Annotated in this window: 19 protein-coding genes and 1 other RNA gene; 13 read left to right on the top strand and 7 right to left on the bottom strand. The window is 71.7% G+C overall.

Translation table 11 applies throughout. The features are described from left to right. Window position 1: 1 nt before the first annotated feature. The 6 genes from ACIBAG_RS43435 to ACIBAG_RS43410 form a co-directional block, all read right to left on the bottom strand. Complete coding sequence (locus tag ACIBAG_RS43435; protein ID WP_399113379.1) at window positions 2-2203, bottom strand: CDP-glycerol glycerophosphotransferase family protein; 2202 nt, start codon at window positions 2201-2203, stop codon at window positions 2-4. A 57-nt stretch (window positions 2204-2260) separates the two neighbouring features. Then, window positions 2261-4489 carry a CDP-glycerol glycerophosphotransferase family protein gene (locus ACIBAG_RS43430; protein ID WP_399113377.1) on the bottom strand — a complete coding sequence of 743 codons (2229 nt, stop codon included), beginning with the start codon at window positions 4487-4489 and terminating at the stop codon, window positions 2261-2263. A gap of 166 nt (window positions 4490-4655) precedes the next feature. After that, entirely contained in the window at window positions 4656-5570 is a 915-nt protein-coding gene (locus ACIBAG_RS43425) for a carbohydrate ABC transporter permease (protein ID WP_399113376.1), read from the bottom strand. Further along, window positions 5567-6922: a carbohydrate ABC transporter permease gene (locus tag ACIBAG_RS43420; protein WP_399113375.1), complete on the bottom strand. Its 1356-nt coding sequence runs from the start codon at window positions 6920-6922 to the stop codon at window positions 5567-5569. Before ACIBAG_RS43420 ends, ACIBAG_RS43425 begins: the two co-directional genes overlap by 4 nt. Before the next feature lie 4 nt (window positions 6923-6926). Continuing rightward, entirely contained in the window at window positions 6927-8309 is a 1383-nt protein-coding gene (locus ACIBAG_RS43415) for an ABC transporter substrate-binding protein (protein ID WP_399113373.1), read from the bottom strand. Window positions 8310-8492: 183 nt separating this feature from the next. Beyond that, window positions 8493-12233 carry an FHA domain-containing protein gene (locus ACIBAG_RS43410; RefSeq protein ID WP_399113371.1) on the bottom strand — a complete coding sequence of 1247 codons (3741 nt, stop codon included), beginning with the start codon at window positions 12231-12233 and terminating at the stop codon, window positions 8493-8495. 345 nt (window positions 12234-12578) lie between these two features. Between ACIBAG_RS43410 and ACIBAG_RS43405 the strand changes: the two genes are divergently transcribed. From ACIBAG_RS43405 to ACIBAG_RS43390, 4 genes are all read left to right on the top strand, one after another. Continuing rightward, on the top strand, window positions 12579-14294 hold the full coding sequence (locus tag ACIBAG_RS43405) for a protein kinase (protein ID WP_399113369.1): 1716 nt from the start codon (window positions 12579-12581) through the stop codon (window positions 14292-14294). A 129-nt stretch (window positions 14295-14423) separates the two neighbouring features. Then, window positions 14424-15665, top strand: coding sequence for a serine/threonine-protein kinase (locus tag ACIBAG_RS43400; protein ID WP_399113367.1), 1242 nt, complete (start codon window positions 14424-14426; stop codon window positions 15663-15665). 92 nt (window positions 15666-15757) lie between these two features. Next, window positions 15758-16864, top strand: coding sequence for a peptide chain release factor 2 (prfB, locus tag ACIBAG_RS43395; RefSeq protein WP_399113365.1), 1107 nt, complete (start codon window positions 15758-15760; stop codon window positions 16862-16864). A gap of 292 nt (window positions 16865-17156) precedes the next feature. After that, window positions 17157-17786: an LPXTG cell wall anchor domain-containing protein gene (locus ACIBAG_RS43390; protein ID WP_399113363.1), complete on the top strand. Its 630-nt coding sequence runs from the start codon at window positions 17157-17159 to the stop codon at window positions 17784-17786. A 106-nt stretch (window positions 17787-17892) separates the two neighbouring features. Here the strand turns inward: ACIBAG_RS43390 and ACIBAG_RS43385 are convergent, their stop codons facing one another. Next, a complete protein-coding gene (locus ACIBAG_RS43385) occupies window positions 17893-18084 on the bottom strand; it encodes a hypothetical protein (RefSeq protein WP_048586204.1) in 192 nt (63 codons plus the stop codon). A 292-nt stretch (window positions 18085-18376) separates the two neighbouring features. On the opposite strand from ACIBAG_RS43385, the gene ftsE reads away from it, so the two are divergent. From ftsE to ACIBAG_RS43340, 9 genes are all read left to right on the top strand, one after another. Then, on the top strand, window positions 18377-19066 hold the full coding sequence (ftsE, locus tag ACIBAG_RS43380; protein ID WP_031478235.1) for a cell division ATP-binding protein FtsE: 690 nt from the start codon (window positions 18377-18379) through the stop codon (window positions 19064-19066). Between the two features lie 34 nt (window positions 19067-19100). Continuing rightward, window positions 19101-20018, top strand: coding sequence for a permease-like cell division protein FtsX (ftsX, locus tag ACIBAG_RS43375; protein ID WP_399113360.1), 918 nt, complete (start codon window positions 19101-19103; stop codon window positions 20016-20018). A 67-nt stretch (window positions 20019-20085) separates the two neighbouring features. Further along, window positions 20086-21252: a S41 family peptidase gene (locus ACIBAG_RS43370; RefSeq protein ID WP_399113358.1), complete on the top strand. Its 1167-nt coding sequence runs from the start codon at window positions 20086-20088 to the stop codon at window positions 21250-21252. Between the two features lie 59 nt (window positions 21253-21311). Next, window positions 21312-21854 (top strand): SsrA-binding protein SmpB, encoded by a 543-nt coding sequence (gene smpB, locus ACIBAG_RS43365; protein WP_399113432.1) that lies wholly within the window; start codon window positions 21312-21314, stop codon window positions 21852-21854. Window positions 21855-21948: 94 nt separating this feature from the next. After that, window positions 21949-22317: a transfer-messenger RNA gene (gene ssrA / locus ACIBAG_RS43360) on the top strand. 188 nt (window positions 22318-22505) lie between these two features. Continuing rightward, window positions 22506-23549: a DUF4232 domain-containing protein gene (locus ACIBAG_RS43355; protein WP_399113356.1), complete on the top strand. Its 1044-nt coding sequence runs from the start codon at window positions 22506-22508 to the stop codon at window positions 23547-23549. A gap of 105 nt (window positions 23550-23654) precedes the next feature. Further along, window positions 23655-24644 (top strand): alpha/beta hydrolase family esterase, encoded by a 990-nt coding sequence (locus ACIBAG_RS43350; protein WP_399113354.1) that lies wholly within the window; start codon window positions 23655-23657, stop codon window positions 24642-24644. 4 nt (window positions 24645-24648) lie between these two features. Then, window positions 24649-25032, top strand: coding sequence for a hypothetical protein (locus tag ACIBAG_RS43345; protein ID WP_399113352.1), 384 nt, complete (start codon window positions 24649-24651; stop codon window positions 25030-25032). Then, complete coding sequence (locus ACIBAG_RS43340; RefSeq protein WP_399113351.1) at window positions 25029-25226, top strand: hypothetical protein; 198 nt, start codon at window positions 25029-25031, stop codon at window positions 25224-25226. Before ACIBAG_RS43345 ends, ACIBAG_RS43340 begins: the two co-directional genes overlap by 4 nt. Window positions 25227-25247 lie beyond the last annotated feature (21 nt).

Here is a 25247-nt window from a genome sequence, read left to right as displayed (position 1 = left end):
GTCAGTTCCTCACGAGGGTCGTCGGGGCGGGGGCGGGGATGCGCTCGGCGAGCGGGATGACCGGTGGGATCGCCTCGGGCGGCTCGCCCAGCAGCACCCGGCGTACGACCCGTTCGGCGGCGAGTCCGTCGTCGAACTGGCAGAACCGCTCCCGGAAGGCGGTCCGCAGCGCCTTGGCCTCCGCGTCCGCGTACGAGCCGTCCCGGAAGAGGGCCGCCAGCTCGCCCGGCGTCCGCGCCACCCGCCCCGGCGGCGACTCCATCAGGTCGAAGTAGACGCCCCGCACCTCCCGGTAGACGTCCCAGTCGTCGGCGTACACGACGATCGGACGGTCCAGGTTGGCGTAGTCGAACATGATCGAGGAGTAGTCGGTGATCAGCGCGTCGGCGGCCAGGCAGACGTCCTCGGCGGAGTGGTGCGCGGTGACGTCGATGATCCGGCCGGTGCCGCGCGCCCTGCCCCGGTCGTAGAAGTAGTGGGCGCGCAGCAGCACGACGTACTCGTCGCCGATCTCCTCGCACAGCGCCTCCAGGTCGAGGCCCGTCTCGAAGCCGGTGGCGTGGTCGCGGTGCGTGGGGGCGTAGAGCAGGGCCTTCTTGCCGTCCGGAACGCCGAGTTCGCGGCGGGCGCGGGCGACGTCGGTGGCGTCGGCCGTGTAGTAGACGTCGTTGCGCGGATAGCCGTACTCCAGGGGCTCGTGCGCGGACGGGTACGCGCTCTCCCACATCTGAGTGGAGTGCCCGTTGGAGGTGAGGTTGTAGTCCCAGCGGTCGACGCGGGCCAGCAGTTTGCCGATGCTGCCGGTCGCCGCGGTCACCACGGGGTACGCCGACTGGTCGGCGCCCATCTTCTTCAGCGGGGTGCCGTGCTGCGTCGACAGGTGCACGCTGCCCCTGCGCTTGACCACGGCGTCCGCGAAGTTGGCGTTGTTGACCAGGTACTTGGCGCGGGCGAGCACGTCCCAGTGCTTACCGCTGCCGATGACCGCGTACTCCACGTCCTCGGGCACCGTGTGCGCCCGGTCCGCCTCGACGAGGAACACCGAGCGCAGGTGCGGGGCCAGTTCACGCGCCTTGGCGTGGATCGCGGCCGGGTTGCAGAGGTAGCCACGGCCCCAGTACGCGCAGTACACGACGAGGTTCCTGTCCAGAGGCAGCAGCAGCTGGAGCCGGTACCGCAGCCGGTTGCGCACCCCGCCCGGACGCGGCACCCCGGCCGCCGCCCGCGCCGCCGCCTGGATGGCCCGGCGCAGCGCGCGGAACGCCGCGTACGACCCCGCCGCCAGCAGCCGGTGCTGCACGCCCAGGCTGCCGCCCGGCACCCGGAACCCGGCGGGGCGGTGCCGCCGGTAGAGCCCGCTCGCCCGGCGGAAGAAGGCACGCCGCCCGCGCGGCAGCCGTCGCGGATGCGCGGCCGTCTTCAGTACGGCGCCGAAGACCTGCTCGAACAGCGCCGCGAACCGCTCCCCGGACAGCCCCTGCCCGGCCGCCCGCGTCAGCACCAGCTCGACCTGGTCCAGCAGCTCGGCATGGTGCTCGCCCGGCAGGCCCAGCCGGCTGCCCTGCCGCCGCAGCAGATGCCGTACGACGACCTGGCGCAGCACCGCCACGCGCTCCGCGCTCAACGCGACCAGGCCACCGAAGCCGACATCGGTGAAGTGGCCCTCGGGGAAGGCGAGTTGCCGCTCGGCGAGGAAGGCCCGGCGGTAGGCCGCGCTCCAGGCCGGCAGCTGGACCCCCGTCAGGTGCGGCGCCCGCTCCGGCGGGAAGACCCCGTCCGGAGCCCGGGCCAGCAGCGGCGCCGCCGGGTTGGTCGGCTCGCCCACCCACCACGGGGTCCGCTCGTGCTCGAAGTACAGGACGTCCACGTCACCGGTCTCGTCCAGCCGCGCGTCCAGCGCCGCCAGCGCGCCCGGCACCAGCACGTCGTCACCGTCCAGGAACAGCAGCCACTCACCGATCGCCGCCCGCATCCCGGCGTTGCGCGCCCCGGCCCGCCCGGCGGTCGGCGGCGAGTGCACGGGCGCCACCCGGCAGTCCCGCCGGGCGTACCCGGCCGCCACGTCCGACGCCGGGCAGTCGGGGCCGTCGCAGACCGGGATCAGCTCGAAGTCACCGAAGGACTGGGCGAGGACCGAGTCCAGCGCCAGGGACAGCCGGCCCGCGACCCCGTGGGACGGAACGATGATGCTGAAGCGGGGCATACTGCTCTTTCTGTCGTTGTGCCGGCGGCCGGGTTCCCGAGGAGGCCGAGGCCGGCCTCAGACGCGAACTCCTCTTCCGTGAGAACGGCGTTCAGACGCTCTCGGTGACGGAACCGGGTGGCGGTTGCCCAGCGGCACCACGGACGGGACGCCGGTCTCACCCAGCACCACATGGCGTACGACCCGCTCGGCGGCGCGCCCGTCGTCGTACGGGCAGAAGCGCGTCCGGAACGCCGACCGCAGCTGGGCGGAGCGCGAGCCGCACCAGTGGCCGGTGGCGAAGATGTCGATCAGCTCGTCCTCGCTGCGCGACACCGCGCCCGGCGGGCAGGACCGCACGTCGAAGTAGGTGCCGCGGGCCGCCTCGTACGCCTCCCGGTCGTCGGCGTGGATCACGATCGGCCGGTCCAGGTTGGCGTAGTCGAACATGATCGCCGAGTAGTCGGTGACCAGGGCGTCCGAGGCGAGGCACAGCGACTCGACACTCGGGTGGTCGGTGACGTCGATGACCTGGTCGGTGGTCGCCGCGAGCGGACCGCCGTGGCGGTGGTGGGCGCGGGCCAGGACGACGTGGCGCGGGCCCAGGCGGCGGGCGACGCGGTGCAGGTCGAGGGGGCTGCGCTGGGTGCGGCGGTAGTCGCGGTGGGTCGGGGCGTAGAGGATCACGACGGCGCCCTCGGGGATTCCGAGGGACTCACGGATCCGGGTCACGTCCGCCGAGGTCGCCTGCTGGAAGACGTCGTTGCGGGGACTGCCGTACTCCAGGGTCGTGTAGCCGCCCGGGTACACGCGCTCCCAGATCAGGGTGGAGTGGCGGTTGGCGGACAGGACGTAGTCCCACTTGTCGACCTCGTCGACCAGCTCGTCGAAGTCCGTGTCACCCGAGGCCGCCGGGCGTTCGCGCAGATCCAGGCCCATGTGCTTGAGCGGGGTGCCCCGCCGGGTCTGCACCACGATCTGGCCCGGGCGCTTGACCAGGCGGCGGTCCAGCTCGGCGTTGTGGACGAGGTACTTGGAGCGGGCGAGGGCCGTCCAGTAGGCGGCCGTGCCGGGGCGCAGCCGGCGGGTGCCGGTCGGCACGGCGGCGTGCTGCTCGGCCTCGGCGATCCAGGCCGTGCGGATCCCCGGGACGTGCGTGCGGAACGCCTGCTCCAGGGCGCCCGGGTGGCAGCCGTGGCCGCGGACGCCCTCGGCGGCGAAGACGGCGCGGTCGGCCCGTACGGGGAGGCAGCGCTGGAGGCGGTAGTGCAGGCGCAGCAGCGCGGAACGCAGGCCCTTCAGCAGGCGGTTGGCGAGCTTGGCGGTACGGCGGACCAGGGCCGCCGTCAGCTGCAGGGCGTGGTAGGTGCGGTGCAGTCCCAGGCGGACGAGGGCGTAGTGGACGCGGGTGCGCGCCGGGACGGGGACGCCGGGGGCGTGGTAACGGCGGTAATGCGTACGGGCCTTGCGTAGGAAGGCGGCGCGGCTGCGGCGCGGTAGGCGGTCGCGGCGCGCGAACACCACGATCAGGTGGTCGACCATGCGACGGAACAACAGCGGGCGCCAGCGCGCCAGTTCCGGGTTCTGGCCGACGTACGCGAAGACCCTGTCGTACTGCTCGAAGATGTCGAAGTGCCGCGGGCTGACCGTGCCGAGGATGCCGCCCCGGCGCCGCTGCCGGTAGTGCACGCACACCCGGTCCAGCGTCGCGATCGACTCCGCCGTCATCAGGACCGGATACGTCCACGGGGTGTCCTCGTAGTAGCCGGACGGGAAGGCGAAGCCCTCCTCCGCGACGAACTCCCGCCGGTACGCCTTGTTCCACGCGACCATCAGCAGCCGCAGCAGCCCCGGACGGTCTGCGAGCCGGAAGGGCGCGGGGCCGTCCTCGCTGAGCCGGTCGGCGGCCTCGTTGCGGATCGTCTCGCCGGTCCAGAAGGTGCGCGCGTAGTCGTAGACCAGGACGTCCGGGTCGCCGGTCTCCTTCAGCCGGTCGGCGATCGCGTGCAGGGCGTCGGGGGTGAGGGTGTCGTCGCTGTCCAGGAAGAGCAGGTAGTCGCCGGTGGCCTCCGCCATACCGGCGTTGCGGGCGGGCCCCAGGCCCCGGTTCTCGGCGAGGTGCACGGGGCGTACCCGTGGGTCGCGGACCGCGAACTCGTCGATGATCGCGCCGCACGCGTCCGGCGAGCAGTCGTCGACGGCGATCAGTTCGAGATCGGGATACGACTGCGAGAGCACCGATTCCAGGCACTCGTGCAGGTACGCCTGCACCTTGTACGCGGGGACGATGACACTGAACCTGGGCAAGGGACATCCACTGGGTCGGTCGGGGGGGGATGGGCGCTGTCGCCTTGCCGGGAACGGCCAATGGAGTGACTTGGTTACGGGACCTACGGCATACGGGGGACCCGTAAGTGAACGACAGGGGGCGGGCCGATGTCGGCCCGCCCCCTCAAGCGTGGCGCCCTTGCCGCTACTTGACCGCGCCCGCCATCACGCCGGACACGAACTGCCGCTGGAACGCGAAGAACACGATCAGCGGGATCACCATGGAGATGAACGCGCCGGGTGCCAGTACGTCGATGTTGTTGCCGAACTGCCGTACCTGGGTCTGCAACGCGACCGTGATCGGCTGGCTTCCGGAGTCCGTGAAGATCAGCGCCACCAGCATGTCGTTCCACACCCACAGGAACTGGAAGATGCCGAGCGCGGCGATCGCCGGACCGCCGAGCGGCATCACGACACGGAAGAACAGGCGCAGTTCACCGGCGCCGTCCAGGCGGGCCGCCTCCAGCAGCTCCCGCGGGATCTCCGCGAAGAAGTTCCGCAGCAGGAAAACCGCGAACGGCAGGCCGAAGCCGACGTGGAAGAGGATCACGCCGATCAGCGAGCCGAAGATGCCGATGTTGCCGAACAGTTCGGCGATCGGGATCAGCGCCACCTGCACCGGCACCACCAACAGGCCGACCACGCCCAGGAACCACCAGTCGCGGCCCGGGAACTCCATCCACGCGAACGCGTATCCCGCGAGCGAGCCGATGATGACGACGAGGACCGTCGCCGGGACCGTGATCAGCACGGTGTTCAGGATCGAGTCGGTGATGTCGCTGTTGCTCAGGAGCTTGTCGTAGCTGTCGAAGGTGAGTTGGGAGGGCTTGCTGAAGACCTCCCACCAGCCGCTCGCGGTCATCTCCTCCGGCGGCCGGAGCGACGACAGCAGCAGCCCGATCGTCGGGACCAGCCAGAACAGGCCCACGACGATGAGAAACACCCGCACCAGCCCGCCGCTGACGAAGGAGGCGAGCCGGGCGCCGAGCGACTGCTCGCCCTTGACGCCGCTGAGCGGCTCGGGCGCCGCCTTGGTGAGCCTGCCGGCGTCCGCACTCATCGCCGCACCTCCCGCCTCAGCCGACGGACGTTGAACCACATCACCGGGATCACGAGCAGCAGCAGGAACACGGAGATCGCGCTCGCGATGCCCGGCTGGTCCTCGGAGAAGCCCTTGCGGTACAGCTCCAGCGCGAGGACGTTCGCGTCGTCCTGGGAGGAGCCCGGGGCGATGATGAAGACCAGGTCGAAGATCTTCAGGACGTTGATCATCAGGGTGACGGTGACGACCGCGAGGACGGGTGCGAGGAGGGGGACCGTGACCCTTCGGAACACCTGCCACTCGTTGGCGCCGTCGACCCGCGCCGCCTCCAGCAGATCGCGCGGGATGCCCGCGAGCCCGGCCGCGATCAGCACCATCGCGAAACCGGCCCACATCCAGATGTACGACCCGATGATGGCCGGCGTGACCAGGGACGGGCCGAGCCAGTCCAGGCCGTTGTACGGCTCCTTGAAGTTGCCTGCGGGGAGGCGGAGTCGGGCACCGTCCGCCGCGGCCGGCAGGGTGAACGTGCCGTCGTCGGCGGCCTTGGTGGAGGCCACCACCTTGCCGTCCCTGACGGCCTCGACCTTCATCCCGGCGTACCCCAGCTCGGACGCGTCGACGCCGCCGAGCGTGCCGACGCCCTTGCCGCGCGTGAAGTCCTGCCAGGTGGTGCCGGTGACCTTCCCCGGCTCCGCCTTCGCCGGTACGGCCTTCTTGGCGTCGTCCGGCATCTGGTCGGGGGCCACGCCGACCAGAGGCAGCACGACCGGGGTGCCGGCGCTGACTGTGGCCTTGGTGATGAAACCGCCGCCCGGCGCCGCTTCGAGGGGCGACTCGCGCCCCGGATGCGCCTTCGGGAACGCGGACGCCTGCGCGAAGGTGTCGTGCACACCGACCCACACCGCGTTGGCGACGCCCTTGTCCGGGTCGGCGTCGTACACCAGCCGGAAGATGATGCCCGCCGCCAGCATCGAGATCGCCATCGGCATGAAGACGACCAGCTTGAAGGCCGTTCCCCAGCGCACCCGTTCGGTCAGCACCGCGAAGATCAGACCGAGCGCGGTGGCGACCGTGGGGGCGAACACCACCCAGATGACGTTGTTCTTCAGGGCGGTGCGGATACCGTCGTCCGTGAAGAGGGCCTCGTAGTTGTCGAATCCGGCGAAGCCGTCGCCGGACTGGTCGTAGAAGCTGCGCACGACCGAGTACCCGATCGGGTAGACCACGAGCGCGCCGAGCAGCACGAGGGCGGGCAGCAGGAAGAGCGCCGCCATGGCCTTGCGCGTGCCGGTCACACTCTTGCGCGACCTGGGTGCGGCAGGGGTCGGATTCTCCGGGCCGACCCCTGCCGCTTCCGCCGACGCCATGGCGTCAGTTTCCGTACGCCGCGGCCGCGTCGGCTTCCAGCTTGCGCTGCGTACCCGCGATGTCCGACGGGTTCTTCAGGAAGTCCTGCAGCGCCTTCCACTCACCCTTGCCGGGCGTGCCGCCGAAGGCCTGCGGGGCCTGGTCGGACATGTCGAAGCGGAAGTCGTCACCGGAGTCGATGAGGGCCTTGGCGATCTTCCGCTGCACGTCGTTCGGGTACGCCGAGTTGTCCACGTTCTTGTTCGGCGAGAGGTAGCCGCCGAGCTTCGCCTGGATCGTCGCCGCGTCCGGGGAGGCCAGGAACGTGGCCAGCGCCTGCGCCGCCTTGGAGTCCTGCAGGATGACGGCCGCGTCGCCGCCGGAGACGACGGGCGCGGTGTCACCGACGGCCGGGAACGGGAACACCTTCGCGTCCGTGCCCACCTCCGCCTTGGCCTGCGTGATGTTGACCTGCGCGAAGTCGCCCTCGTAGACCATGCCGGCCTTCGGCTGGTCGCCGCCGGTGAAGGTCTGGGTGACGGAGGCCGGGAAGTCCGTCTGCAGCGCGCCGCTCGCACCGCCCGCCACATAGTCCTTCTTGCCCCACACCTGGGCGAGCGTGGTGAGCGCGTCCTTCACGGACGGGTCGGTCCACTTGATCTCGTGCCGCGCCAGCTGGTCGTACTTCTCGGGACCCGCCTGGGAGAGGTAGATGTTCTCGAACCAGTCGGTGAGGGTCCAGCCCTCCGCGCCGCCCACGGAGAACGGGGTGACGCCGGAGTCGTACACGGTCTGCGCGGTCGTGAGAAGCTCGTCCCACGTCTTGGGCTCGGTGGCCCCCGCGTTCTCGAAAACCTTGGTGTTGTACCAGATCAGCGACTTGTTGGCGGCCTTGTAGTAGACGCCGTACTGCTTGTCGTCGACCTTGCCGATGTTCTGCCAGCCCTGCGAGTAGTTCTCCTGGAGCTCCTTGACGGCGTCCGCGCCCAGGGGCTTGGCCCACTTCTTCTCGACGGCCTGCTTGATGGCGCCCGGCTGCGGAAGCATCGCGATGTCCGGCGGCTGCCCGCCCGCGACCTTCGAGCCGAGGAAGTTGATGATCGGGTCCTGGGCGGGCACGAAGGTCACCTTGGCGCCCGTGCGCTTCTCGAACTCCGCGAGGACCTTCTTGAAGTTCTCCTGCTCGGCACCGGTCCATACGGCGGCGACCTCGAGGGATTCGCCGTTCAGCTTGGGAAGGGTGACGGTGTCGGCGGTCTCCTGACCGCCGGAACCGCCCTGTTCGCCGCCGCCGTTGTCGTCATCGCCGCCGCATGCCGTGAGCGAGAGCGCGAGGGCTCCCGCCAGTACGGCCGCCGCGGCCCTGGCGGCCCTGTTCGTCCGGTTCTTGCTGCTCGTGCTGCGCATCACTGCCCCGTTCTTCGTGCCTCGTCGAACGTTCGAGCGCTGTCCCGTGCGATCTGGTCTACGCCTTGGTATGGGGGGCGGCAAGACCGCCTCCGCTGTCAACCCGGGGATCGTGACGACCTCGTGACCAGGGACCGCGCACTCCTGCTATCGGCGTGAACGGCCCCGTCCTGAAGGCGCCCGCTACAGCAGAGACGGAACCTCCACCGCGGACACCTCCCGTGCCGCCCGCTCCAACGCACTGGCCAGCAACGCAAGATCCGTCGGCCCGTTGCCCAACTCCCGCACCGGGCGCCGGGTCGGCGGGTCGCCCATCCGGTGCCACTCCAACGGCACCACCGTGGGCCGCAGCGTCGCCGTCCGCGGAATGCGCCCGGTGACCCGGCCGCCCTGGAACGGCACCACTCTGCCGTCCGCCCACGCCAACCGCCCACGCCCCGGCGCCGGTTCGTCAGGACCCGCCGCGACCGCGTCCAGCGTCACCCGCAACGTCGCCAGGCGCGCCGGCTCCGACTCCGCCGTACGGCCCCCGATGCCCGCGGCGGCCACCAGGTGCACCCCGAGCCGCGCGCCCTCCCGTGCCACGGCCTCCAGCGCACGTATCACCGAGCCCGCCGCGGGTCTGCCCGGCGACCCCAGCGCGGGCGAGACCAGCGCGTCCAGGTCGTCCACGACCACGACGAGCCGCGGCAGCGGCGGCACGGCCTCGGCCCGCCGACGTGCCGCGCCCGGCCGCAGCCGCAGCGTGGAGCTGGGCGGTGTGTCCAGATCGCCGTTGAGGTCACCGCCCCCGCCGCCGATCCCGGCGCCCGCCCCCGCCCCACGGTGCGCGACCATCCGGCTCGACAGCTCACGGCCCGTGTGCCACTCGGTGAAGTCGGACCGCCCGAGCAACTCCGCGCGGCGCTTCAGCTCGGCGCTGAGCGACTGGGCGAACTTCCGCATGCGGACGGGGTCGTTGGCGGTGAGGTGGGTGGTGACATGCGGGACGTCCGTACAGACCCGCAGCCCCTCGCCGTGCGCGCCGCCCGCGCTCACCGTGTCCCGGCCGTCCATCAGCACGATGCTCAGCCGGTCCGGCCGCTCGGCCGCCGCGAGCGAGGCGACGACCGCCCGCAGCAGCTCCGTACGCCCGCTGCCGTGCGGGCCCTCGATCAGCAGGTGCGGGCCGTCGGCGCCGAGGTCCGCGCTGACCGGCCCGCGCGGCCCGGCCCCCAGCACGGCGCACGCCCGCCCGCCGAGGGCCTCCGCGTCGTCACCGGCGTCGGCCCACCGCGCCATCAGCGACGCCGGGGTGGCCCGGGCCAGCCCCAACTCGTCCAGCAGCCGCGCCGCCTGAGGCAACGGCACGGACACGCGCGCGTGCCGGTCCCCGACGGCACCCTCGGTCCGCAACGGCGCCAGAGCCCGCGCGAACCGCTCAGCCCAGGCGAGCGAGACGGCGTCCACGGCGGCCACGGTGCCGTGCCCGACGGGACCGTGGGCGGGGGCGCCGGAAGGGCCGGCGGGGCTGGAGGAGCCGGAGGCCGGGCTGTTGCCGGTTGGGCTGTGGGCACCTGGGCTGTGGCCGGTGGTGTGGTGATCCGCAGGGCCGTGGTCGCCAACGGCGCCTTGGCCGGTGGCACCCGTCCGCGCCGCGTCCCCCGCGCGTGGGGAAGCCTCCGCCTCCGCCCCGCGCGGGAAGCCCTCCGCCTCACGTCCGGCAGCCCGAGCCCCGCCGCCGTTCCCGCTTCCGGCTCCGCCCCGCGCCACCCGCATCAGCCGCAGCGCCGTCGCCACATCGCCGCTGAGCAGCGCGACCGCACCGCACTCGCGGAACACCGGCGACACCGTGCAGGCCGCCTCATAGGTCTCGGTCACCGGAGAAGCGGGCGACGCCGAAGCCGTCTCGGCCAGGCACACGACATGGATCCCGGCCCGCGGCCCCTCCAGCGCCAGCCGTGCCACGGCCTCGCGCAGGTCGGCACCACCGGGATCGCCGTCCACGACGACCACGCTGTACGGCCCCGCGAATCCGCTCGCCCCGTCGGCAGGGTTGTCGTCCCGCGCCCACGAGGGCCGCCGAACGGCACGCTGAGCAGGCAGTGGCCCGCCCGCCCCATGGCTCGCCGAGCCTATGACGGCATCGGCGGCCGTCTCCGCCGTCAGGTCCTCCAGCCGCCGCAGCAACTCCTCCGTGCGGGCCGTCGCCTGTTCGCGGTCGTACGCCAGCAGCAGGCGGCAGTCCTGGCCGTGGCCGGGGCGGACCTGCGGGAGCCAGCCCAGCCAGGACCACTCGGCGGTGCGCTCCTCCAGGGGACGGGAGCGGTCCGCGCTGATCAGGACCAGTTCCAGGGCGTCCGGCGAGTGCAGGGCGGCGAGTTGGGCGATCACCGCGCGGGCCAGCCCGGCGAGCCGCTCGCGCGGACCGGCCAGGCCCAGCGCCCCGACCTCGCGCAGATCGGCGGTCACCGGTACCGCGGGCAGCAGCCCCGAGCCGTCCGGCGCCGCCCGGTCCGCCGTGCCGAGCCGTACCGTGAGTGCCTCCGGGTGGCCCGGTGCGCGCTCCCACAGCCGGGGCCCGGGGCCCAGGGCCGTCAGCAGCAGGGACGCGGGGTCCGGCCACGTCTCCGGCAGCCGGGGGCCGCTCGCCGGCGAGGGGAGCTCGGTCGCCTCGGCCCGCTCGTCGTCGTACGTCCCACGCCGCGCCGCCTCCTGCTCCCCGCGCCCGCCGGCCAGCCGCCGCGCCCACGCCGAGAGCCCGCCGCGCCTGCGCACGCCGGGCGGCACATCGGTGCCCCGGAGCGGGGTGCCCTTACGGCTGCCGCCGTGCGCCGGGGTCCCGCCGCGGCTGCCGTCGCTGACGGTGCCGTCGATGCCGATGCCGTGACCGACCGTGTCATCGCGGTCGGCCGGGGTGCCGTCGCGGCTGCCGTCGCTCGCGGTGGTGCCGGCGCCATGCCCCCCGGTGTCCCCGCCGAGTGCGCCCACGCCGAAGCCCGCGCCGTGCGTGTCGCCGCCGCGCGGTGCCGTGGGGGGCCGCCCGGCCCCGCCCTGCCGCTCGATCCGCGGTGCCCCGCCCTGGGGCGGCACGAGGGGCGGCTCAACCGGGCCGTGCTCCTGGGCGGCCGACCGGCCGGCCGAGGACCCGGACGCGTCGCCGCCGTCCGGCACGCGCGCGTGCGGTACCGCCGGGGCACCCGGCGCGGGCGCCGCCGGGCCGTCGCCCGCCGGGCGGGGGCCGACCGGGTCGCCCCCGACGGGGACGCGCACATGTCCCTCTCCGTCCGGCTCCGTCCGTACCCGTGCCCCCGGCCCGCCGGCCGGAGTGAGCCGCAGGGCCGACTCACCGATCCGCAGCAGCGCGCCCGGCGCGAAGCGCACCGGGCGGGTGGTCAGGCGGGCGCCGTCCAGCGTCGTGCCGTTCGTGGAGCCGAGGTCGGCGACCGAGACACGGCCGTCGGCGGCGACCGTGACCGCGCAGTGCAGCCGGGAGACGTCCGGGTCGTCGAGCGGGACGTCGGCGTCGGCGGAGCGGCCGATGCGGATCTCGCCGCCGTGCAGCAGGTGCACCCCGCCCGCGTCCGGGCCGGCCACGACATGGAGCTGGGTCGGGGCGTCGTCCAGCTCGGGGTGGGGTTCGGGCGCCGCCGGGGCGCCCACGGACAGCACCGCGCCGTCTGTCAACGGGGGTTCGCCGAGCGTGCTGCGCCGGTCGTCGAGCCGCTCCGTGCCCGCGTACAGCACGACGGGGCCTCCCCCGCGCTCCGCCTCGCTCCCGCGTGAGGTGCCCCCGTCACCGGACACCGCCGAGGCGAGCGCCGACGCCACCGCGGCCAGGGCCGTGCCCGCGGGCGCCGTGACCAGCACGTCGCAACTCGCGGCGCGGCCCCGCGCCGGGGAAGGCGGAGCCAGCGGGTCTACGACGGTCAGCCGGATCTGCATCGGCGTCAGCGGTCCCTTCTGTGCGGGCGCGGACCACCCCACACGAGCACATCGGCCAGTACTCCCCGCATCCTCGCACCTGCCACTGACAACGCGCCCCCCGCCCGAAGGCAAGTGATCTTGATTGGTCGGCTCTGCCCGCAAAAGTGCCTGACAAGTGCACCGCCGACGATCAGTTGAGATCGCTCACGTCCGCTTGCGGCAACCACGAGACAGAGCCGAGCGTCTTTCCTTCGAACATGTACGGGAAGCCATACGTAAGACGCACAGAATGACGACAGGCCGGTGTCCGGGGGCACGGCACTACAGTGGGTCGGAACGTAGGCAAGCAGCAGGGAGCGCGACGTGCGGCCGGTAGGCAGCAAGTACTTCCTCGAGGAGCCGCTCGGTCGCGGCGCCACGGGGACCGTCTGGCGAGCCCGCCAGCGGGAGACCGCGGGCGCCGAGGCAGCCGTGCAGGGGCAGCCCGGTGAGACCGTCGCGATCAAGGTCCTCAAGGAGGAGCTCGCCAGCGACGCGGACATCGTCATGCGGTTCCTGCGGGAGCGGTCCGTCCTGCTCAGGCTGACCCACCCCAACATCGTCCGGGTCCGTGACCTGGTCGTCGAGGGTGAGCTGCTGGCCCTGGTCATGGACCTCATCGACGGCCCGGACCTGCACCGCTACCTGCGCGAGAACGGCCCCTTCAGCCCGGTCGCCGCGGCCCTGCTCACCGCGCAGATCGCCGACGCGCTGGCCGCCAGCCACGCCGACGGCGTCGTCCACCGCGACCTGAAGCCCGCCAACGTCCTGCTCCAGCAGAACGGCGGCCAGATGCACCCGATGCTGACCGACTTCGGCATCGCCCGTCTGGCCGACTCCCCGGGGCTGACCCGCACCCACGAGTTCGTCGGCACGCCCGCGTACGTCGCGCCCGAGTCCGCCGAGGGTCGCCCGCAGACCTCCGCCGTCGACATCTACGGCGCCGGAATCCTCCTCTACGAGCTGGTCACCGGCCGCCCGCCGTTCGGCGGCGGCTCCGCCCTGGAGGTCCTGCACCAGCACCTGAGCGCCGAGCCGCGCCGCCCGTCCACGGTCCCCGACCCGCTGTGGACGGTCATAGAACGCTGCCTGCGCAAGAACCCCGACGAACGGCCCAGCGCCGAGAACCTCGCCCGCGCCCTGCGCGTCGTCGCCGAGGGCGTCGGCGTGCACGCGAACTCGGCCCAGATCGCCGCGGCCGAGGGCGTCGCCGCGCTGCTCGCCCCCGACCCCTCGCCGGCCACCGTGCCCGGCTCGGCGGACCCCACTCAGGTGCTGCCGCACGGTGCGGCCCCCGGCGCGTTCGACCCGAACGCCGCGACGAGCGTCCTGCCGCACACCGGCGCCCCCGGCCCGGCGGGCGCCGCCGACCCCACCACCGTGCTGCCGAACACGGGCGGTCCGGGCGGACGGGGTGCCGCGGACCCGACGGCCGTCATGCCGCCGATGCCGCCGGGACAGCCCGGTCAGCCGGGTCAGCCCGGGCCCGAGGACCCGCACCCCTGGCAGAACCAGCTGCGCGCGGCCCGGGACCGCAACGAGCAGACGCAGGTCCAGTACCTCGACCCCGATCAGGACCCGCTGCGCCGCCGCCCCCAGCGGCAGGTCGCCCGCCCGCAGCAGCAGCCGCACCCCCAGCAGCAGGCCCCTCAGCAACAGCGGCCGCCGCAGGGCCGGCAGCAGGGGTACGGCTACCCGCAGCAGCAACAGCCCCAGCCGTACGCCCCGCCGCGCCGGCCGCAGCAGCAGCCGCAGCGGTACGCCCCGCCGCCCACGCCGGAGCCGCAGCGACCGCAGCGCGAGCCGCGCGAGCCACGCCGGCGCAGCGCCAACCCGATGCGGATCCCCGGCCTCGGCTGCCTCAAGGGGTGCCTGTTCACGATCGTCATCCTCTTCGTCGCGGGCTGGCTGATCTGGGAGCTGAGCCCGTTGCAGGAGTGGATCGGCACCGGCAAGGGCTACTGGGAGCAGCTCACCGACTGGGTCAGCACCGTGAGCGGGTGGATCGGGGAACTGGGCGGAGGCTCGGGCACCAACTGAGCCGAGACGGTGCCGGCTCGGCCAGTTTGGTTATTTGTCGACATCTGGCGGGTGATTTCCGCCTCCGCAGTGAAGGTTGGCTCCTCGGACGCGTAGTTTTAGCGACAACACGCGGCAGTAGGAGCAGCTTTGGCACGGAAGATCGGCAGCCGGTACACCGCCAACCAGATCCTGGGGCGGGGCAGCGCCGGCACGGTGTGGCTGGGTGAGGGGCCCGAGGGGCCCGTCGCCGTCAAGCTGCTGCGCGAGGATCTCGCCTCCGACCAGGAGCTCGTCGGACGGTTCGTGCAGGAGCGGACGGCGCTGCTCGGGCTGGAGCACCCGAACGTGGTCTCGGTGCGCGACCTCGTCGTCGACGGCAACGACCTCGCGCTGGTCATGGACCTGGTCCGCGGCACGGACCTGCGCACCCGCCTCGACCGCGACCGGCGGCTCGCGCCCGAGGCGGCGGTGGCGATCGTGGCGGACGTCGCGGACGGGCTGGCGGCGGCACACGCCGCCGGGGTCGTGCACCGGGACGTGAAGCCGGAGAACGTCCTGCTGGACATGCAGGGCCCGCTGGGCCCGGGCGGCTCGCACCCGGCCCTCCTGACGGACTTCGGTGTGGCGAAACTCATCGACTCACCGCGCCGCACCCGCGCCACGAAGATCATCGGCACGCCGGACTACCTGGCGCCGGAGATCGTGGAGGGGCTCCCGCCGAGGGCTGCGGTCGACATCTACGCCCTCGCCACCGTCCTGTACGAGCTGCTGGCGGGCTTCACGCCGTTCGGCGGGGGTCACCCGGGCGCGGTCCTCCGCCGCCATGTCACCGAGACGGTGGCCCCCCTCCCCGGCATCCCCGACGAGCTGTGGCAGCTGATCGTGCAGTGCCTGGCGAAGGCGCCGGCCTCGCGGTTGCGGGCGTCGGAGCTGGGAGTGCGGCTGCGGGAGCTGCTGCCGATGCTCGCCGGGATGCCGCCGCTGGACGTGGACGAACCGGACTCGGAGCCGGTGGAGGAGGAGGCCCCGGTCGCGGAGGAGACGGCGCCGGTGGGGGAGCGGGCGCGGCGGCGAGGGGCGGTGCCCCTGGTACCGGGCGCCAAGCCGGCCGACTCCAACCGGGACACCCATACGTCGATGAGGGTGCCGGCGCCCGACGAGCTGGCCGGGGGCGCGCGCGGTACGGCGCGGGTGCCGAGGGCGGCGGGGGCGCCGCGGCCGGGTTCGGCGCGTCATCGGGCGACGGCGCGCAGGCGGCGGGTGGCGTTGGGGGCGGCGGCGGTGGCGCTGGTGGCCGCGGCGGGAGTGGGCACGTGGCTGGCCACGTCGGAGGACGACGCCGGCGCGACACCCCAGGACACGAACAACACCGCCCCGGCGACACCGTAGGTTTCCGCTGGTACGGCGTCGGCGACGCCTGGCGCCCCGTAAGGCCACGGCACCCGGAGCTCCCCGCTCGGCGGAGCCGTTACGCTGGAGGCGTGGCAGTCGTCGATGTATCCGAAGAGCTCAAGTCCCTCTCCTCGACCATGGAGTCGATCGAGGCCGTTCTGGACCTCGACAAGCTGAGGGCAGACATCGCCGTGCTCGAGGAGCAGGCGGCCGCGCCGTCCCTGTGGGACAACCCGGACGAGGCGCAGAAGATCACCAGCAAGCTGTCCCACCTCCAGGCGGAGGTGCGCAAGGCCGAGGCCCTGCGCGGGCGGATCGACGATCTCGCCGTGCTGTTCGAGATGGCCGAGGAGGAGGACGACCCGGACACCCGCGCCGAGGCCGAGTCCGAGCTCGCCGCCGTCCGGAAGGCACTGGACGAGATGGAGGTCCGGACGCTGCTGAGCGGCGAGTACGACTCCCGTGAGGCGCTCGTCAACATCCGCGCCGAGGCCGGTGGCGTGGACGCCGCCGACTTCGCCGAGCGGCTGCAGCGCATGTACCTGCGCTGGGCGGAGCAGAAGGGCTACAAGACCGAGCTCATCGAGACGTCGTACGCCGAAGAAGCCGGCATCAAGTCGACCACCTTCTCCGTGCAGGCGCCGTACGCCTACGGCACCCTCTCCGTCGAGCAGGGCACCCACCGCCTCGTGCGGATCTCGCCCTTCGACAACCAGGGGCGCCGCCAGACCTCCTTCGCGGGCGTCGAGGTCCTCCCCGTCGTCGAGCAGTCCGACCACGTCGAGATCGACGAGTCCGAGCTGCGCATCGACGTCTACCGGTCCTCCGGGCCCGGTGGTCAGGGCGTCAACACCACCGACTCCGCGGTGCGCATCACCCACCTGCCCACCGGCATCGTCGTCTCCTGTCAGAACGAGCGGTCGCAGATCCAGAACAAGGCCACCGCGATGAACGTCCTCCAGGCCAAGCTGCTCGAGCGGCGCCGCCAGGAGGAGCAGGCCAAGATGGACGCCCTGAAGGGCGACGGCGGCAACTCCTGGGGCAACCAGATGCGGTCGTACGTGCTGCACCCGTACCAGATGGTCAAGGACCTGCGCACCGAGTTCGAAGTCGGCAACCCCGAGGCCGTGTTCAACGGTGAGATCGACGGGTTCCTCGAAGCCGGAATTCGCTGGCGCAAGCAGCAAGAGAAGTAACTTTGTCGACAAGGCAACTGCCGCCTCCCTGGCGGCAGTTGCCTTTTCTGTTCCTGCATGTCTGGGTTTTACATCACACTCACAGTCTCCAACCCCCGGCATAACTCCCGTTTTTGGACATGGCGAACGTAAACGGCCTTGACGAGTCTTTGAAAAATGGGAAGGGTAAAGCGTGGCATGCGTATCTCTGGGGCGCATGTGAACCGGGGGGCTCAAGTTCAGCTACCTCCGTCGATCACGGCCCCCGAGCGCCCGCCTCCTTGACGATTCAGCTACTGGGGGTAGCAACCACATGACTAAGAAGACGCGGATCCGTATCGCGCGGCTCGCGGCCGGCGCCGTGATCGCGGCCGGTGCCTCGCTGACCGCTGCGGGTGCCGCATCTGCCGCGGAGACGGAGGGCGACGGCTGCCTGCTCGGCATCTGCCTCGGCGACGAGGACCCGACCGAGCCGCCGGCGCCCACCGACCCGCCGACGGACATCCCCACCGACATCCCGACGGACATCCCGACCGAGGACCCGATCCCGACGGAGGACCCGACGCTCGAGCCGACCGAGCCGACGGAGCCCACCGACGAGCCGACCGACGACCCGGGCAACGGGAACGGAAACGGCAACGGGAACGGCAACGGCAACGGGAACGGCAACAACGGCGGCGGTAACGACAACACCGACCCCGACGGTGGCACCTCCCCGCAGCAGGAGGGCTCCTCCGGCCTCGGCGACACCGGCTCGGACAACAACACCGGCACCGGCACCGGCACCAGCACGTCCGCCCAGGGCGGCGGCGAGGAGCTCGCCGAGACCGGTGCGGCCCAGACCACGTTCCTGCTGGTCGGCGCCGCCACGATGATCGCCGGCGGTATCGGCTTCCGCATGCTGCCGCGCCTCGTCGCCGGCCGTGGCGGTGCGGCTGCCTGACGGCAGTCGGTCGTTCACACTGTGTGACGCATGTCGTACGGCCGAGGGGCCCGGAGCGTGTCTCGCTCCGGGCCCCTCGGCATGTTCGCCTACGGTGTGTGTCGCCCTACGCCGTCTGGTGGGCCAGCAGCGCCACCGCGGCGATCAGCACCGCCAGCAGGGCGATCAGCGTCATGGGGTTCAGGCCCGCGAACGGGTTCTCCTGCTGCAGCCGCTCGCGGTTCGCCCGGCACACGGGGCAGCGGCCCTCACTCACGGGCGCGGCACAGTTCGCGCACACCAGCCGGTCGTACGTCATGCGCCACCCTCCTAAGCCGACGGTTCCAGTGGGACAACGCTTGCAGGCGCGTGAACGTTCCCCCCTCCACAATGCCAGGTTCCCGCGGAAGCCGCGCCGGGTCGCCCCAGAGGGGCGGCCGAGGGGATTTCGCGGCCGCGGCGCTGTTCGGGGCGCTTTACCCGCCGTCCGTCAAAGAGCTGAGCCCGTACAAAAGTGCACAAGGGTCGCGCAACCCACTCGGTGACTGCGCCTCCGCCCCCGGTTCGCGTATGGTCACGCTCATCTACCCCCGGCGACCCGTGGTGCATCCGTGATCCGATTCGACAATGTCTCCAAGGTCTACCCCAAGCAGACCCGCCCCGCACTCAGGGATGTGTCCCTGGAAGTGGAGAAGGGCGAGTTCGTGTTCCTCGTGGGGTCCTCCGGCTCCGGAAAGTCCACCTTCCTGCGGCTGATCCTCCGCGAGGAGCGGTGCAGCCACGGGCAGGTGCACGTCCTGGGCAAGGACCTCGCACGCGTCTCCAACTGGAAGGTGCCCCAGATCCGGCGCCAGCTCGGGACGGTGTTCCAGGACTTCCGGCTCCTGCCGAACAAGACGGTCGCCGAGAACGTCGCCTTCGCGCAGGAGGTCATCGGCAAGTCGCGCGGCGAGATCCGCAAGTCCGTGCCGCAGGTGCTCGACCTCGTCGGGCTCGGCGGCAAGGAGGACCGGATGCCCGGTGAGCTCTCCGGTGGTGAGCAGCAGCGGGTGGCCATCGCGCGGGCCTTCGTCAACCGGCCCAAGCTGCTCATCTGCGACGAGCCCACCGGCAACCTCGACCCGCAGACCTCCGTCGGCATCATGAAGCTGCTCGACCGGATCAACCGGACGGGCACCACCGTGGTGATGGCCACGCACGACCAGAACATCGTGGACCAGATGCGCAAGCGCGTCATCGAGCTGGAGCAGGGCCGCCTCGTCCGCGACCAGGCACGCGGCGTCTACGGCTACCAGCACTGACCGCACCGTCCACGGAAAGGCTCAACCAGACGTCATGCGCGCCCAGTTCGTACTGTCCGAGATCGGTGTCGGTCTCCGCCGCAATCTGACGATGACGTTCGCGGTCGTCGTCTCCGTCGCCCTGTCGCTCGCCCTGTTCGGTGGGTCGCTCCTGATGAGCGACCAGGTCAGCACCATGAAGGGCTACTGGTACGACAAGGTCAACGTCTCCGTCTTCCTCTGCAACAAGAGCGACGCCGAGTCCGACCCCAACTGCGCCAAGGGCGCGGTCACCGACGACCAGAAGAAGGAGATCCTCGCCGACCTGAAGAAGATGTCGGTCGTCGAGAAGGTGACGTACGAGTCGCAGGACGAGGCGTACAAGCACTACAAGGAGCAGTTCGGCGACTCCCCGCTGGCCGCCTCGCTCACGCCGGACCAGTTGCAGGAGTCGTACCGGATCAAGCTGAAGAACCCGGAGAAGTACCAGGTCGTGGCGACCGCCTTCAACGGGCGGGACGGCGTGCAGTCCGTGCAGGACCAGAAGGGCATCCTGGACAACCTCTTCAAGCTGCTCAACGGCATGAACTGGGCGGCACGCGCGGTGATGGCGCTGATGCTGGTCGTCGCGCTGATGCTGATCGTCAACACGGTGCGCGTGTCGGCGTTCAGCCGTCGGCGGGAGACCGGGATCATGCGGCTGGTCGGCGCCTCGGGCTTCTACATCCAGGCTCCGTTCATCATGGAGGCCGCGGTCGCCGGACTCATCGGCGGGACGGTCGCCTGCGCCTTCCTGGTGATCGCCCGGTACTTCCTCATCGACCACGGACTGGCCCTGGCCGACCAGCTGACACTGGTCAACTTCATCGGCTGGGACGCCGTCCTGACCAAGCTCCCGCTCATCCTCGCGACGAGCCTGCTGATGCCGGCGTTGGCGGCGTTCTTCGCGCTGCGCAAGTATCTGAAGGTGTGACCAATGCCAAGGGGGCCGTACGGGCAACGGACCGTACGGCCCCTTGCGTTGTCCTAGACTCACCGGCATGTCAGGTCGTGACCTGTTCTGTCAGCCCCGCCGCTTCGGCCGCGGGGCCGCCCTGACATTGGTCTTCGCCAGCGTGCTCGTCGCCGGTGCCGCGACCGGCTCCCTGCCCGGCCCCGACCGGAAGTCGCCGGACCACCCGACCCGTTCGGACGCCTCCGCCGTCCGGCACGAGGACGTCGCCGAGGCGGCCGCCGAGGCCATGGCCGCCGGCAAGTCCCCCGTGGAGGCCGCCGAGCGCGCGGTCAGCCGCAGCGGGGACCGCTGGGGCGCCGTCTACTCCGAGGGCGAGTACGAGGAGTTCGAGGAGGCCCTCGACGGCGAGTACACCGGCGTCGGGCTGTGGGCGCGCCGCGAGCGGGACGGCCGTATCGAGGTGACCAAGGTGCGGCCGGGGTCGCCCGCGGCCGCCGCCGGGGTCCGCGCGGGCGACCGGCTGCGCAGCGTCGACGGCGCGAAGGTCGACGGACGCCCCGTCACCGAGGTCGTCTCCTTACTGCGCGGCGACGCCACGGACGCGCCCGCCGGTACGGCCGTGACGGTGGGGCTGGAGCGCGGCACGCGCGCGTGGGACCTCACTCTGCGCCGGGCCGTCCTGTCCACCGACTCGGTCACCGTTCGAGAACTCGCCGGCGGTGTCACCGTCATCCGGATCGCCTCCTTCACCAAGGGCTCGGGCGACGCGGTCCGCTCCGCCGTACGGCAGTCCCCGGACGCCGCCGGCATCGTCCTCGACCTGCGGGGCAACCCGGGCGGCCTGGTCACCGAGGCCGTCACCGCCGCCTCCGCCTTCCTCGACGGCGGCCTCGTCGCCACCTACGACGTCGACGGCGACCAGCGCGCCCTGCACGCCGAACCAGGCGGCGACACGGCCAGGCCGCTGGTCGCGCTCGTCGACGGCGGCACCATGAGCGCGGCCGAGCTGCTCACCGGGGCTCTCCAGGACCGCGGCCGCGCCGTCGTCGTAGGCACCCGCACCTTCGGCAAGGGCTCGGTCCAGATGCCGAGCCGCCTCCCCGACGGCTCCGTCGCCGAGCTGACCGTCGGCCACTACCGCACCCCCTCCGGGCGCGCGGTCGACGGCACCGGGATCACGCCCGACCTGGAGGCCGACCAGGGAGTACTGGAGCGGGCCGAGACGGTGCTCAGCGGCCTCGGCGAGTCGTAAATCGGCTTTCCGCGCACCCCCTCCGTGGTGCGAAAATGGACGGCACTATGAGCAAGGGAATGTACGTACCCAAGGAGTCCCAGCCCAAGCAGGGCGGGGCCGCCGCCAAGGCCAGGGACGGCGAGAAGGGCGGCAAGCGCAAGATCGTCGCCCAGAACAAGAAGGCCCGGCACGACTACGCGATCATCGACACCTATGAGGCGGGCCTGGTCCTCATGGGCACCGAGGTCAAGTCGCTGCGCGAGGGCCGGACGTCGCTGACCGACGGCTTCGTCCAGATCGACGGGGGCGAGGCCTGGCTGCACAACGCCCACATCCCGGAGTATCACCAGGGCAGCTGGACCAACCACTCCGCGCGCCGCAAGCGCAAGCTCCTCCTGCACCGCGAGGAGATCGACAAGCTGGAGGCCAAGGCCCAGGAGACGGGTCACACGATCGTGCCCCTGGCCCTGTACTTCAAGGACGGCCGGGCGAAGGCCGAGATCGCTCTCGCACGGGGCAAGAAGGAGTACGACAAGCGCCAGACCCTGCGGGAGAAGCAGGACCGGCGGGAGTCGGACCGGGCGATCGCGGCGGCACGCAGGCGCCAGCGCGGCGTCTGACGGGCGGGAATACAGTGGCATCGGCGTGCGTTGGTCACGTACGATGGCAACAACACCGGGCGGACCCCCGGTGTGCGCATTGAAAAATCAACATGGGGATGATCGGTTTCGACAGCGGCTGTTGAAGCAGGGGAAGCGTGTCGAGGAAGCGGCAATGATCTCGTAAACCATATGTCGCAAAAAATAATCGCCAACACCAAGCGCGATTCCTTCGCCCTCGCTGCCTAAGTAGCGACTTGCGAAGTGTCAGCCCGGGGCTGTTCCCGACCCGGATCCTGGCATCAGCTAGGGAACTAAACCTTGATCCCGGTCACGGGGTGAAGAGGGAAACCAAACAGTGACTGGGCCCGTCGGCGACTTGTTCGCGTGATCGCCGGGGCCGAGAAAATCACAGCGGACTGCACACGGAGAAGCCCTGATTCTGCACCGTTGGACGCGGGTTCGATTCCCGCCATCTCCACTCATCCCATGTGGGCAAAGGCCCCGCCGCCTCCGGGCAGCGGGGCCTTTGTCATGCGGCCGTGCGGGTACGGCAAAAGGCTGGGGGATCATGACGCGGCCTGGGGATGCCCAGTGATCTGTGACACCGCTGTGACCGGAGGTGTGGGTTCCACCACAGCCTGTGGGGCCGGTGCTTGGTGAGGTGGGCGGATGCCTACCAGCCTGCGCACCGTCCGCGCCGTTCCGGCCGTCCTCACCGGGGTTCTGTTGCTCGCCGCCTGTGGTTCCGAGAGCGCCGCACCGGGCGGTGACGGCCGGGTCCGTGCCGAGGCGTTGTGCCCGTCGGGGTTCGCGCAGTACGGCAGCCTGCCGACGCAATACGGCACCCTGCCGTCGGCCGCTGGAACGTCCGACGGCAGCCGGACCTCGGGTACCGCGACGCCGCTTCCGCTGCCCTCGCCCGACGCGACGGCCGAGAGCGACGTGAAGGTCACCGCGCTGTACGCCTGGGGGAGCGACAGCGGCTGCGAGGCGGATTTCTCCGCCGACTTCGAGGTCACCAACAGCGGTAAGGAGAAGGCCACTTACACTGTCAACCTCGGGTTCTTGTCGTCGTCCGGCACCATCGCCGGGTATGCGGAGCAGACCGTCGTGTCGGTCGGACCGGGGCGTACCGTCAAGGGGACCGCCGGCTTCGGGCAGTCGGTCGCAGACGCGCCCGACATCTCGAACGTCAAGGTGGAGAAGGTACGCAGCGTCCCCGCCGACGAGGCGTCCTCCGCCTCGGGACCGTGCCCCGCCTCCGGGCTGCACGTCTACGCCGACGAAGGGGACGCCGCCATGGGCCTGCGCGTCCTGGGCCTGCATCTCATCAACTGCGGGACCCGGCCCTATGAACTCAACGGCTACCCGGAACTCGAGATCCTCGACGAGGACCACGACAACGTCGACAGTGTGCGGATTCTCCACGGGACCGACCGGATCAGCACCGGCACCGGTGGCACGGGCGCCCCGCAGCGCGTCGTCCTGCGCCCGGGCGAGGCCGCGCAGGCGTCACTGGCCTGGCGGAACACCACCGAGTTCGGCGAACCGGTGAACGCGCCGTATCTCCGCGTGCGGGCCAAGCAGGGGGCGCGCCCCGTGATGGTCGTGCCGGAACTGGACCTGGGCACGACGGGGAAGCTCGGCGTCGGGCCGTGGGAGCGGGACGAGACGTACCGGGATCCCACGGCGGCCGCCACCCCGCGCCCGTGATCGGTTCCGTACGGCCGGCACTCGGTGAACCACCATGACGGGCACGTCCGTTGTGTTGTCCGACTCCATATCGACGGGTCGTTCACGCTTCTACGGTCCCTCCCCATGACACAGACCAGAGCCGCAAGCCGTCGTACTCGTGTACCTGTCCTGGCGACCCTTCTCGTCGCCCTGATCGCCGCCGTCCTCACGCCGGGCCGAGCCGCGGCGGCCTCACTTCAGGAGGTGACCGGGTTCGGTTCGAACCCCGGCGCCCTGCGCATGTTCCGCCATGTCCCCGACGGGCTGCCCGCCGGTCGGCCCGTGGTCGTCGCGTTGCACGGCTGTACGCAGAACGCCTCCGGCTACGGCACCGCCAGCGGATGGACCCAGCTCGCCGACCGCTGGGGCTTCTCCGTCGTCCTCCCGCAGCAGCAGACCGCCAACAACGCCTCTTCCTGCTTCAACTGGTTCCAGAGCGGCGACATCGCGCGCGGCCAGGGCGAGGCCGCGTCCGTCGCGCAGATGGTCGACCGGCAGCTCGCCGACGTCTCCGGTGACGCGTCGCGGGTGTATGTCACCGGGCTGTCGGCCGGGGGTGGGATGACCGCCGTGATGATGGCGGCGTACCCGGAGAAGTTCGCGGCGGGCGGGATCGTGGCCGGGCTGCCCTACGGGTGTGCGCAGGCCGCCGGGTCGCCGTACGTGTGCATGTACGTCGGCGCCACGCAGACCCCGAAGCAGTGGGGCGAGCGGGTGCGCGCCGCACGGCCGGGGTACGCCGGGCCCTGGCCCACGCTGGTCGCGTTCCAGGGGACGGCCGACTACACCGTGAAACCGGTCAACATGACCGACCTGATGCGGCAGTGGACCGATGTGCAGGGCGCCGATCAGGTCGCCGAGGTGAGCGACAGCGTTGCCGGGTATCCCCATCAGGTCTTCAAGGACGCGGGCGGGCGTGCCGTCGTGGAGACGTACAGCGTCACGGGGATGGGGCACGGGCAGCCCGTCGATCCGGGGAGCGGGAGCGAGCAGTGCGGGAGCGCCGGGGCGTATGTGCTCGACGTGAACCTGTGTGCCGCGTATCGGATGGGGCGGGCTTGGGGGTTGGGCTGAGCGCATGACGCCGGAAGAACCGCGGCACCTGCTGGTGCGGGCGCGGGGCGGACCGTCTCCGCGGTACGAGGCGGAGGATCCGTGGGCCATCGAGGACCTCGGCGCCTACACCCGTGACGTCCCGCTGGACGACGACCGGCCGGCTCTCCCGGCAGAGCTGGCGGACGCGCTGCGTTCCTGGTCGCTGTCCCGCCCGCCGGACGGGTTCGCCTCCCGTGCGGAACTGCGGGGACACGTCGAGCAGGGGCTGACCCTCGCCCGGCGGCTCCGCAGCGGTCCGACGGGTTCGGGGACTTCGCCCCCGATGATCCGGCCGCCGCGCCGGCTCTGTCCGACGGCCTCGTCGCCGACCTGTACGCCTGGGCGAAGAGCAGCGACGCGACGGTGAACCTGGACCTGCGGGACCTTGTGGACGGCAAGTACGAGGGTGAATGGGAGCGGCTGTTCCGCGAGGGGGAGGAATTGGCACGACGCCTCGCGCACGAGCTGGGCCCGGACCGGACGGTGACGTACAAGGGTGTGGCTCATGGTGGTCCGGCCGCGCTGACGGCGGTCACCTGGCAGGGGTGCCGGCGGTTGTAGTCGCGTGAGGGACGAAGGGCG

Source organism: Streptomyces sp. NPDC051243, from assembly GCF_044455405.1.
Taxonomy (GTDB): domain Bacteria; phylum Actinomycetota; class Actinomycetes; order Streptomycetales; family Streptomycetaceae; genus Streptomyces.
The sequence above is the reverse complement of the archived record's forward strand: the minus strand, read 5'-3'. Positions and strand labels throughout refer to the sequence as shown.